Source organism: Binatus sp. (SeqCode) (genome assembly GCF_036522015.1).
Lineage (GTDB): Bacteria > Desulfobacterota > Binatia > Binatales > Binataceae > Binatus.
The window spans coordinates 1-11,076 of record NZ_DATDGQ010000109.1 but is presented as its reverse complement, the minus strand read 5'-3'; the positions used below and the strand labels follow the sequence as shown (position 1 = coordinate 11,076).

Below are 11,076 nucleotides of genomic sequence, written 5' to 3'. Positions count from 1 at the left end.
ACCGCTTTGACGATGTTCGCATTGGCCAACGCTCCCGTCTTTACGGCGCGCGGCGCGAATTCCAAAGCAAGCGTATCCAGCTGCGCCTCGACCATTTCGGGCGACACGGCCACGACGTTGGCGACCTTCCAACTGTTCTGCGCGATCACTTCGGTGATGACGGAATAGCCATACACGCCAAGCGCTGCGAAGGTTTTCAGGTCAGCCTGGAGTCCTGCACCGCCGCCGGGATCGCTGCCCGCTATGGTCAGTGCTACGGGATGTTTCGAATTGGGAGAGGCCAAGAAATGGGCTCTGGTGCGTTGTGAAGATCTTATCTAACGGCGCGGCAGAGCGATAGATGCGCGCTTAGTTGATCCGTCGTGGAAGCGCGCGGTACTTTGCACTTCGTATGCAACGATTGCCGTGAGGCGTATGGCAGTAAGAGGCGAATCGGAATTTCTCAATCTTCCGTTCCAGGAGAAGCTCGAGTTCCTGTACGGCCTGCCTGCGCGCCAGAAGCGCGACCTGATTCTCTCCGCTCCCGAAGCCGAGCGGCTGGTACAGTCGTTCTCGCCCGAGACGCTCTTCTACACGCTCAAGGAAATCGGCAGCGCCGACGCCGGCGACCTGCTCAGTCTCGCGATGCCCGAGCAAGTGAAGTCGCTGTTCGATCTCGATTGCTGGAATCGCGACCGTCCCAATGTGCACCGCATGCGCGAGTGGATCGAGGCAATGGCCGACGGCGGCCGCCGCAAACTCGCCGACGCGCTGATGGGGCTCGACATGGAGATGATGTCGATCCTGCTGCGCGGCTACATAAAGGTGCATCGAATCGACGACGCGGCGTCCTCGCCCGATGCGACTGCGAACCGCTTCGCACAGTACGACGAAAATTATCTAATCGAATTCATCCGCCACGACGCAATCTCGCAGCACATCTCGGATTTCATCGAGGAAGCGTTCGAGCGCGACTACAACTACTTCGGCGGCCTGATGGAGGAGATCTATTGGGGCGTCGAAGCCGAGCTCGAGGAGGAGGCCTACCAGTTCCGGCGCGCACGGCTGAACGATCGCGGCTTTCCCGACTTCTTCGAAGCGCAAAGCGTTTTCGCGTACCTCAAGCCCGAGCAGTTTTTGACGATTCGCGCCGCATACGAACCGCCGAGCCGCGCCGATCTGCCCGACGACAACGAAGTGATCGCGCCCGAGATGGCGCCGGCGATTGCCGACGGCGACGTGTCGCTGTTCAATACCGCGCTCACCGCGGGGTTCGCCTCGCAAGGCAAACGCCAGCTCCGCAGCGAGATGGCGATGGTCAGCAACCAGGTGCTGGTCGCGCGCGCGGTGGACTTCGGCGATTTGGAGGCGGTGCGCGTCGCGGTCGAGATGACGCATCACTACCTGAACCTGGCGCTCGAGCATCTGGCGGGCGGCGACCTGCAAAGCGCAATCGAGCATCTGCGCGACACGCCGCTGAAGCTGCTCTTCCGCCTGGGCGTCAGCTTGACGATCGATCTGCGCTCGAGCACCGAGCTGACGCTTAAGAAACTCGGCCTCTCCAGCGTCAAAGTGCGCGAGATTCCGTATCTCGACTCGCCTTATCGGGAAGCGCTGTCCGGCTTCATGGCGCGACAGCCGCGATTCTACAGCGGCCTCGACGGCACCGGCGCGGTCGAGATGCGCGATTTCAGCAGCATGCGCGACCTGCATCTCAGCTACGCGATTCTCGATCAGATCGACTCGGCCGCCGACCTGTTCCGCGCGATGTTCGCGATCGATATCTCGTCGCCAAATTTCCGCGCGCAAATGGCCGCGCGCGATGTGCGTCTCAGCCAGCTGGTGCTGACCGGCCTCGCGCGCCTTGCGCTGGACAACCGGCTCACGATCGATCCGATCGAAGGCAGCAGGCTGACTGCGATGCGCGCGGCGATCATGACCGGCCAGCCGGGTACCCTCAGCGATGAATTCCGCACCCGGATAAATCAGGCGCTGGTCGAGCGGATGGACGACACGACGCGAAAGCGCACCGCCGCATTCCTGAATTCATGCCTGAACCTGCTCGAGGAGGAGTTCGCGAATCTTGGTGGCGAGCGGGAAATCGATCCGCGCTTCATCGAAAGCGTGCTCGTGCGAATCGGCTAAGAACTTATCGTGGCAACTGAATCATCGAAAGCCGAGTGCAAGCAGGAGCCAGGCATCTTCGCGCCGGTGATCGATCGCACGCGATGCGAGGCGAAAGAGGACTGCGTCGAGGCCTGCCCTTACAACGTCTTCGAGGTGCATAAGCTGGGCGACGAGGACAAGCGGGCGTTGCCGCTGATCGCGCGAGTGAAGGCATGGGTTCACGGCAATCGCCAGGCGTTCGCAGTTCGCGCCGATCAATGCCACGCCTGCGGCTTATGCGTCATCGCGTGTCCGGAGCATGCGATCAAGCTGATGCGAGTGCCGACTGCCGCCTAACGCGCGCCGCCGCCGTCCGCGGCCAGGGTGACGGTGCGGCTCGAGCCGTCGCGATTCAACATCAGCGTCACGGTGCCATTCTTGAGTTGCGCGGTTTGCCGGCTGAAGTCGTCGAGGGCCTTCACGTTGTGATCGTCAACCTTGACCACGATGTCTCCTCGCGCGACGCCCGCCTTCTTCGCTGACGAATCGACTTCCGACACCAACACACCGCGCTGGTTGGACTCGCCGAACGCACTCGCAAGGTCGGGGGTCAGTTGCTCGACCGTTAGTCCCAAAGCCCGGGCGGTGTCGGGAATTTTCCCTGTGGTGCCGAGCCCGCTCGCGGACGACGACTCGAAGAGTTTGTTGTTCACATAAATCGGCGCGTTCATGTTCATCGCCAACGCGATCGCGTCGCTGGGCCGGCTGTCGATGGTGTAGCGGCCGCCGTCCATATAGATCGTCGCGTAGTAGATTTCGTCGCGCATGTCCGCGATCACGATTCGATCGACGCGGTTTCCCGTCTGCCCGATGATCGACCGCACCAAATCATCCGTTAGCGGCCGCTCCGGTTTGATTCCATGCAGCGCGAGGAGGATCGCGGTCGCTTCGCTCTCGCCGATCATGATCGGCAACACCCGTGCCTTGGTCTCGTCGAGCAGTAGCACGTAGTTCGAGCCGGTGTCGTCGTCAAAGCCGACGCGCGCAACCTGCACTCTGACCTCGTCTGGTGAAATTTTCGCAGCCGTGGATGAGTTGTTCGACGAGCGGCCGCATGAGCATGCAGCGACGACGGCTGCCAGGAGCAGCAGGCAGAGATGACGCCCGCCTACAGCCTTCATACTCAAACCTTACGCGGGTCCCGCCTTTGAAGCCAAGCAAGATTCATCCGCGGAACTTGCGCGCCACAACATACAGCTCGGAAGACCCCGGGCGGCTGGCCTTGGTGCGGGTTACCTCGACGCTCTCGAAATGGCGCTTGAAAGAATCGACGATGTCCTTGAACTGCACGCCCATGAATAGCTTCGCGACCATCGCGCCGCCCGGTTTCAGAATCGTTGCCGCGAAAGTCAGCGCGCAATCTATCAGCTCGCGCGAGCGCGCTTCGTCGCGCGCGGCAATCCCGGTCAGCTTCGGCGCAAGGTCGCTCGTGACCAGATCGGCGCGTCCTCCGCCAAGTTCACTCTGCACGCGCGCGGCTACATTTGGATCGAGGATATCGCCCGCGATCGTGATCGCACCGGCCGGCGGATTGTTCACCTGCGCGAGATCGACGCCCACAACGCGTCCGCTTGCGCCCGCCGACGCTACGAGGATCGCCAGCCATCCGCCGGGCGCGCATCCCAGGTCGACGACGCGTGCGCTCTTGCCGACGAGCCGGTTGCGCGCGAGTATTTCCTCAATCTTGAATGCCGCGCGGGACGGCAATCCCATCGCACGCGCCTTGCGATAAAATTTGTCGCGCGGTTCGTAAGTCGCCACAAAATTCATCCGCTCGCTTTGCCGCGCGCGTTGGAGCCGCTATCTTGATGGACTCCGCTCCGAAGTTTTGAAACTGCGACGGTCACTGTGAATCTCGACGAATTGAATCCTGAACAGCGCGCCGCTGTGCTCGCGGCCGACGGCCCGATTCTCATTCTCGCCGGCGCGGGCTCGGGCAAGACCCGCGCGCTGACTTACCGTATCGCCCACATTCTGGCCGAGCGCAAGACGACGCCCTTCGAGATGCTCGCAGTCACCTTCACCAACAAGGCCGCCAGTGAGATGCGCGAGCGCGTCGCGGCTCTGGTCGGCGACGCGGCTCGCCTGCCGTGGGTCAGCACGTTTCATTCCGCATGCGCGCGAATCCTGCGCCAGGAAGGACACGCGCTGGGCTACGACCGCAATTTTTCGATTCTCGACGAAGCTGATTCGCTGACTACGATTCGCCGCGTGCTCGACGACGCCGCGCTGGCCGACTCGCCGCCGCTCGAGCTCGCGCGCGCACGGATTGAACAAGCCAAGAACGAAGCGATTTCGCCCGAGGAGATGCTGGCGAACGCTCAGCCTGGCCGCGAAGCGTCGATCGCGCAGATTTACCGGCTCTACCAGGAGCGGATGCGCGCGATGAACGCGATGGACTTCAGCGATTTGCAATTGCAAATCTGGATCCTGTTCCAGCGCTTTCCCGAAATTCTGGAGAAGTGGCAGCGCCGCGCGGCTCATCTGCTGGTCGACGAGTACCAGGACACCAATCGCGTGCAATATCTGATCGTGAAGGCGCTCGCCGCGCGGTCGGGAAATCTGTGCGTGGTCGGCGACGAGGATCAGTCCATCTACCGATGGCGCGGCGCCGACATCCGCAACATCCTCGATTTCGAGCGCGACTATCCGGCCGCACAAATTTTCAAGCTCGAGCAGAATTACCGATCGACGAAAACCATCCTCGCGGCGGCCGGCGGCGTCATTCGCAATAACACCGAACGCAAGATCAAGAATCTCTGGACCGAGAACGGCGCCGGCGAGCCGGTCACCTACTTCACCGGCGTCACCGAACGCGACGAGGCCGACTTTATCGCGCTTGAAATCGCGCGGCTGACGGGCTCGGGCGGATTCAGAGCCGCCGACGTCGTCGTTTTCTACCGCGTCAATGCCCAGTCGCGCGCGATCGAAGAGGCTCTCGTGCGCCGCAAAATCCCGTATTACGTCGTCGGCGGCGTACGCTTTTACGAACAGGGCGACATCAAGGATTTGCTCGCCTACCTGCGCGTGCTCGCGAACCCGGCCGACGCCGTCTGCCTCGAACGGATGGTCGGCACGCCGCCGCGCGGAATTGGCGCGAAGTCGTTCGAGGCGATCACCGAATTGGCCGCACGCCAGCGCGTCACGGCGTTCGAGGCGATGGGCCGGCTCGAGACCTATTCGAAGGTCGCGCTCAGAATCGCCAAGCAGGCCGGGATGCTCTATTCGTGGATGCATGATCTAGCCGCCCGCCTGCCCGAATTGAGCGTTCGCGGAATCGTCGAAGAGGTCGTCCGGCACAGCGGTTTCGAGCCGTACCTCGACAAGCTCGACGACGCTTCGATGCGCAAGCAGAATCTCTCCGAAATGCTTACCGCGGCGAGCGCCTTCGACGCCGAGAAGTCCGGCGGCGGTCTGCCCGAGTTCCTCGAACGCGTCGCGCTGGTCAGCGACAGCGAGCAGATCGATTCCAGCGGCGGACGCGCCGCGCTGATGACGCTGCACACTTCAAAGGGCCTCGAGTACCCGATCGTATTTATTGCAGGAATGGAGGAAGGCCTGTTCCCGCACAGCCGTTCCGCCGACATCGACGAGGAAGTCGAGGAGGAGCGGCGGCTCTGCTACGTCGGCATGACGCGCGCGCGGCAGTTGCTCTATCTCACTAACACGCTCTCGCGCGAAATCTACGGCGTGCGCCAGGAGTCGCGCCAATCGCGATTCATGCGCGAGATCGATCCCGCCTTGATTCGACGCCTCGCGCCCGAACGCCACACCTCGCCGGTGCGCCCGCTGTCGCCGCGCGAGGCTTATGTCGATTACGGCGACAGCCAGTTACCCGACGACGAACCCGGCCCCGGCAGCGACGGCCTCTCAATCGGCGCCAAGGTAGTGCATCCGACGTTTGGCCGCGGGATCGTTCGCCGGCGCGAGGGCCGCGGCGACAGCGCCAAGGCGTGGGTGAATTTCGAGCGCGGCGGGATCAAGTTGCTGGTGCTCAAGTTCGCAAATCTGAGGTTGATCGGGGACTGATCGCGCCGGTATCATTTCACGTGTGCTTGGCACATCGCCCACGTCTGAATCGTGCGGATTGATCTGTCGTCTACTACCAGGAAGTTCATGAAACGCTTCACCCATATTGCGATTCGATTCTTTCCCGCCCTTTTCCTCATCGCGTTGGTCGCGATTCCGGCCGCGCATGGCGCGTGGACCGAGGACGAATTCGAGAAACGTCCGCTCTACGCGTATCCGCTCCCGCGCGGCAAGGACGACATAATCGGCAACCTGATCACGTACCAGATTCAGAAAGGCGACACGCTGCTCGACGTCGGGCGATGGTTCGGCGTCACTGCAAAGGAAATTTCCAACGCCAACGCCGGAATCGACTGGTGGGCGCCTCCGGTCGGCAGGACGATCCTGCTGCCCGACGAGCACATCCTGCCCAATACGCCCCGCGTCGGAATCGTGATGAACATCCCCGAGATGCGGCTCTACTACTATTTTCCGTCGCCGACCGGCCCGCTCCATAGCAAGGGCAAAGTGACGCCCGCAAAGTTCACGCCCGGCAAAAAGCACGCAGGCGGCGGAGTCACGCCGTCGGTGGTGTACTCGTTTCCGGTCGGCCTCGGCCGTTTCGATTGGAAGACGCCGGTCGGTACCTTCACGGTCCGCGGCAAAACCCGCAATCCGACCTGGAACGTCCCGCAGGACATCTACGAGGAACATCTCGAGCGTGACGGCGAAGCGGAGCACGTCGTCTCCGGTGACGATCCCGACAATCCGCTCGGCCACTACCGCATCGAACTGACTCTTCCCGAATACGCCTTTCACGGCACCAACGTCCCGTGGGGCGTCGGCATGGAAGTCAGCCACGGATGCATCCGGTTGTATCCCGAGGACATCGAGCGGCTGTTCAACAAGGTGAAAATCGGCACGCCCGGGATGTTCGTCTATCAGCCGGTGAAGTTCGGATGGCGCGGCGACTCGCTCTACGTCGAGGTCCACGAAGATCTCTACGGCATGTACGCCGGCCTGTGGGCCTACGCGCAGAAGGAAGCCGATCAACAGGGACTCACCGATCAGATCGACATGCAGAAACTCGAACGAGCCGTCGAGCAGAAAACCGGCGTCCCGACCTACATCATGCCCGGCCCCGCCCCCGGCAGCGCCAGCTAATGTTAAAGGTCCCTCGGCTTACTGTTTGTCGAGGAACAGCAGGTCCCTCAGGGTTGAGGCAATGGAAAACCGCAATCGGCGCGAAACTGTTTTTGACCTGCGCGTCCCCTTACTAACTATCGATTTTGCTTCTCTCGTGTCTCTAACGTTTGGGCCACGGTATCCATGAATTTGCCGTAGTCGGAGAGAGGGTGCACCTCAAATTCATAGAAAAGTCCTAGCGGCGAGCTGAACAGGCGCTGGTTTAGATCTTCGGCAGAATTGGCGTTTGCGATACTGCAACCGCCACCTCCCAAGAAAGCGTAGGTACAGTCAACCTCACCACGCTTGACAGCGTCGAGCAACATTTCCTTCTGCGCACGAATCGTCTGACTGGTGGGCTGTACCAGCGCCCCAGCGCGCGGTTTCCGAATCACCAGAAATTTCATTGGAACTCCCTCCTATCAGTTGAAGTTATTTAGTTGCCATTTTGCGGCTTGCCCATTACCTCCTTGGCTCAGCTCATTTCGAATAACTTGCCCTTCCACGACCGCTCGGCCAAGTCGATTTCACCCTCGCTGGACATCCTGCGGCCATCGGAGAGCTGCATAAATCCCAGTGTGCGCCACCTGTGCTTCGCCGTACTCTCGTAGGTCCCCTGACCGATGCCGTGCATAAAGTCGCCATTGTCCATGAATGCTGTCCCACACTCGCTGTAAGTCCCGCCCTTGGAACTGCCATCGAAGGTCACGGTGGTGAAGACTGCTCCAAAGCCGGTCGCGGGCCCTTCCCAAGTCACTTGGCGAAAAACTCCGCCGGCAGGGCCAGGCGTGTTGATGAAGGTGGTGAACTTGAACGAAAACTCCCCGATCTTTTTACCCGCTGGCATACGCTTGCCCTCCCTAATCTGACGAGTTGAGTTCGTTACGACGCCAACGTCCTCAAATACTACTGTGCCAGGCTTAGGGCGAGCAGCGCGCCAGGGGCGCGGTCCCGATCATAACTCCAAAGTCAATCGTGCTTCGGCTGGGCCGGCGCCGTGCTCGGCGGATTGCCATCGGCCGCTAGGTGCTTTCTCACCAGGTAGAAGTAGCGATGCCCCAGTCCGAACAGGCCCGGCCACTTAAGCCGCCGCACAACTTCGGTGCCCGCAATTGGTCCGCTCGCAATCGTGTACTCGTCCATTTTCGGTGAGGTGATCATCGGGATTCCACCTTCGAGTTTCATGGTTTCAATTCCGTGTTTGGGATACCGATAGAGGTCCTCGCCGTTGAGCACGTAGCCCGCGTCGATCGCTGAGCGCGGGACACCCTCGCGCTCCAATTCGTTCCGCGTCGCGAGAATCACCTCCATCCCGCGCTGATATGCGTATGTTCCGCCGAGCGACAGCAGGCCCATCGCGAGCGTCATCGCAAATCCCGCGGCGATGACCAGCCGGCGTCGCGGCAGCGGCGCGATTGCAAGCACGATCGCAGCGGCAGGGACCATCACCAGGTAGTAGCGATCGTTGTAAAACCACAGCGGGATCGTCGCCGCCCAATACGCTGCCGCCGCGATCAGGATCGCGGCTGCCGCCCGTCCAAGTGTTTTGAAAATTTCCGCAAACGCGACGATAATTCCTGCCGCCCCTGCGCTGGCCAGCACGAGGAATGCGTATTGCTGCCAATACTCGTTCCACGAAAAGCGATTGTCCTGTCCGCGCAAGATCAGCACGTTGTGCCATCCGCCGAAGCAACTGTACTCGGGCGTGACGGGTAACTGATGGTCCATCGCCATCAGGATCAGTGCGACCGCGAAAATTCCCGCGCCATAGATCGCCACCCGCCGCCAGCGCGACGTCGCGAGTTGCAGAAGCGCCAGCGGGGACAGCACCGTGCCCAGGTAGAGCGCCGGCCCGAGCAATCCCGCGCGCAGGTAATTGGCAATCGGTACGAGAAAAAGGTAGTGAAAATGATTTTCGTCGCGCTGCAAGTCCCATGGCTTGGGGCTAAGCACCGTCAGCCAGATCCAGAGAGCCACGCAAATCGCAAACGCCGCCGCCAACGGCGTCATCATCTGAACCCACAGCGCGCGATCCCAGCGCTCTCTTCCTCGCAGCCGCGTATCGTAGAGAAGCATCGCGCCGCCACACCCGACTATTACCATCGCGGCGAAGGGCCGAATCAGAAAACCGATCACTGCCAGCGCGGCAGCCAGCCACATCCACAATTGCTCGCGCGGCCCTTCCGCCTTGGCGAACGCCAGGTGCGCCCCGACCATCGCGGTCAGGAACGGAATCTCGGTCATGAACGAGAAGCTCAGGAACGTGAAGCATGGATTGCAGATCAGCAGCCCGGTCGCCGCGAGCGCCTGCCATCGTGGCGCACCGCATTTGATCGCGAGCGCATGGAACATAACGCCGCACAGCACCGCGAGCACGACTGTCGAGATCTCGAGCGACACCGAGTCCCCGCCGAACGCATGCGCCCACGCCACGCCGTAGAGCACCTGCGCGATTGGCATCGCCTGCGTGAAGCCGGCAAATCTGATCTCGCCGGTGCGCAAAAACCGCCGCACAGCGGAGCCGTACAGCCAGCTATCCACCACGGGCGCGTCGGTCAGCGGACGCAATATCAGAAGCGCGAACGCGTACCATCCAATCACCGCCGTTGCCGCGGCCCATCCTGCGCGCCTCATCGAGTCCTGCCTTGCTCCGCTTTTGACCTATCCTTTATACTCCGAAACTAACTCGGCACACGGAAATTTTCGCCGATTTCAACCGAAACACACACGATGCGACAAATAGCATTTCATCGTCCGTCGATCGGACCCGACGAGGAGCGCGAAGTTCTCGACACGCTGCGCTCCGGATGGATCACCACGGGGCCCAAGGCCAAGCGCTTCGAGAGCGAATTCGCCGGCTACGTCGGGGCGAAACACGCGCTCGCGCTTTCGCATTGCACCGGCGCGCTCCATCTTTCGCTATGGGCGCTGGGTATCAGCCCCGGCGACGAAGTTATCACCACGCCGTTTACCTTCACTGCGACCGCCGAGATTCTCGGCTACCTTGGCGCGCGTCCGGTGTTCGTCGACGTCGATCCCGGCACCTTCAACATCAACCCGGCACGCATCGAAGAGGCGCTGGAGAGCGGCGTCAACAAGCGCGTCCGCGCGATCCTGCCCGTACACTTCGCCGGCCACGCTTGCGACATGGATCGAATCCTGAAAATCGCGCGCAACTACAATTTGAAAATCGTCGAGGATGCCGCGCACGCCGCCGGCTCCGCGCGCCACATGGACGGCCGCGGGATGGCGAAAATCGGCACCATCGGCGACCTCACCTGCTTCAGCTTCTACGCGACCAAGAATTTCACGACCGCCGAAGGCGGGATGATCACGACGTCCGACGACGCACTCGCGGAAAAAATTGCTGTCGCCAGCCTGCACGGGATGAACAAGGACGCCTGGAAGCGCTACGACAAGAGCGGCTCGTGGTACTACGAAATCCACGACATGGGTTTCAAGTACAACCTGTCCGACGTGCACGCCGCTATCGGCCTGGCCCAGCTCAAGCGTGCCGACGACTTCATGCGCCGGCGCGGCGAAATCGCGCGCGCCTACAACGAAGCCTTCCGCGCCGACGACAGTTTGCAGCCCGCCTATTCTGAGCCAGCTTCCCAGATATAACCGACGGCGAGCGCGGCGAATTCGCCGTAGCGGCGGTTGAGATCGCCGCGAATGCGCGATGCGGCGACCATCCTGCGCTTGTAGAACAGCCGCGAATAGATCTTCTGCTCCCAC

General features: G+C 61.6%; 11 protein-coding genes. 5 read left to right on the top strand and 6 right to left on the bottom strand.

The annotated features are described in order from the left end of the window. On the bottom strand, positions 1–284 hold a 284-nt coding region (locus tag VIW95_RS04440; RefSeq protein ID WP_331584210.1), incomplete at its 3' end, for a bifunctional hydroxymethylpyrimidine kinase/phosphomethylpyrimidine kinase. Between the two features lie 130 nt (positions 285–414). Here VIW95_RS04440 and VIW95_RS04435 point away from each other — a divergent pair. Further along, entirely contained in the window at positions 415–2,124 is a 1,710-nt protein-coding gene (locus VIW95_RS04435; protein WP_331584209.1) for a DUF6178 family protein, read from the top strand. 9 nt (positions 2,125–2,133) lie between these two features. Further along, positions 2,134–2,442 (top strand): ferredoxin family protein, encoded by a 309-nt coding sequence (locus tag VIW95_RS04430; protein WP_331584208.1) that lies wholly within the window; start codon positions 2,134–2,136, stop codon positions 2,440–2,442. Here VIW95_RS04430 and VIW95_RS04425 read toward each other — a convergent pair. Both VIW95_RS04425 and VIW95_RS04420 read right to left on the bottom strand, forming a co-directional pair. Beyond that, the gene (locus VIW95_RS04425) at positions 2,439–3,266 is read right to left on the bottom strand and encodes a bifunctional nuclease domain-containing protein (protein ID WP_331584207.1); all 828 of its coding nucleotides are present in this window, start codon (positions 3,264–3,266) and stop codon (positions 2,439–2,441) included. The genes VIW95_RS04430 and VIW95_RS04425 overlap by 4 nt on opposite strands. 43 nt (positions 3,267–3,309) lie before the next feature. Further along, complete coding sequence (locus VIW95_RS04420; protein WP_331584206.1) at positions 3,310–3,906, bottom strand: RlmE family RNA methyltransferase; 597 nt, start codon at positions 3,904–3,906, stop codon at positions 3,310–3,312. A gap of 87 nt (positions 3,907–3,993) precedes the next feature. On the opposite strand from VIW95_RS04420, the gene VIW95_RS04415 reads away from it, so the two are divergent. Both VIW95_RS04415 and VIW95_RS04410 read left to right on the top strand, forming a co-directional pair. Beyond that, a complete protein-coding gene (locus VIW95_RS04415; RefSeq protein WP_331584205.1) occupies positions 3,994–6,174 on the top strand; it encodes an ATP-dependent helicase in 2,181 nt (726 codons plus the stop codon). Positions 6,175–6,261: 87 nt separating this feature from the next. Next, a complete protein-coding gene (locus VIW95_RS04410; RefSeq protein ID WP_331584204.1) occupies positions 6,262–7,317 on the top strand; it encodes a L,D-transpeptidase family protein in 1,056 nt (351 codons plus the stop codon). Positions 7,318–7,433: 116 nt separating this feature from the next. On the opposite strand, the gene VIW95_RS04405 is transcribed toward VIW95_RS04410, so the two are convergent. From VIW95_RS04405 to VIW95_RS04395, 3 genes are all read right to left on the bottom strand, one after another. After that, positions 7,434–7,745: a hypothetical protein gene (locus VIW95_RS04405; RefSeq protein WP_331584203.1), complete on the bottom strand. Its 312-nt coding sequence runs from the start codon at positions 7,743–7,745 to the stop codon at positions 7,434–7,436. 68 nt (positions 7,746–7,813) lie between these two features. Next, the gene (locus tag VIW95_RS04400; RefSeq protein WP_331584202.1) at positions 7,814–8,185 is read right to left on the bottom strand and encodes a hypothetical protein; all 372 of its coding nucleotides are present in this window, start codon (positions 8,183–8,185) and stop codon (positions 7,814–7,816) included. Positions 8,186–8,307: 122 nt separating this feature from the next. Next, a complete protein-coding gene (locus VIW95_RS04395; RefSeq protein WP_331584201.1) occupies positions 8,308–9,972 on the bottom strand; it encodes a hypothetical protein in 1,665 nt (554 codons plus the stop codon). 96 nt (positions 9,973–10,068) lie between these two features. Here VIW95_RS04395 and VIW95_RS04390 point away from each other — a divergent pair, with 96 nt between their 5' ends. Continuing rightward, entirely contained in the window at positions 10,069–10,962 is an 894-nt protein-coding gene (locus VIW95_RS04390) for a DegT/DnrJ/EryC1/StrS family aminotransferase (protein ID WP_331584200.1), read from the top strand. Positions 10,963–11,076: the final 114 nt, after the last annotated feature.

Bases quoted from the DNA above. Each gene is read 5' to 3' on its own strand.
- VIW95_RS04395 (WP_331584201.1), bottom strand. From the start codon at position 9,972: ATGAGGCGCGCAGGATGGGCCGCGGCAACGGCGGTGATTGGATGGTAC.
- VIW95_RS04405 (WP_331584203.1), bottom strand. From the start codon at position 7,745: ATGAAATTTCTGGTGATTCGGAAACCGCGCGCTGGGGCGCTGGTACAG.
- VIW95_RS04390 (WP_331584200.1), top strand. From the start codon at position 10,069: ATGCGACAAATAGCATTTCATCGTCCGTCGATCGGACCCGACGAGGAG.
- VIW95_RS04400 (WP_331584202.1), bottom strand. From the start codon at position 8,185: ATGCCAGCGGGTAAAAAGATCGGGGAGTTTTCGTTCAAGTTCACCACC.
- VIW95_RS04435 (WP_331584209.1), top strand. From the start codon at position 415: ATGGCAGTAAGAGGCGAATCGGAATTTCTCAATCTTCCGTTCCAGGAG.
- VIW95_RS04410 (WP_331584204.1), top strand. From the start codon at position 6,262: ATGAAACGCTTCACCCATATTGCGATTCGATTCTTTCCCGCCCTTTTC.
- VIW95_RS04425 (WP_331584207.1), bottom strand. From the start codon at position 3,266: ATGAAGGCTGTAGGCGGGCGTCATCTCTGCCTGCTGCTCCTGGCAGCC.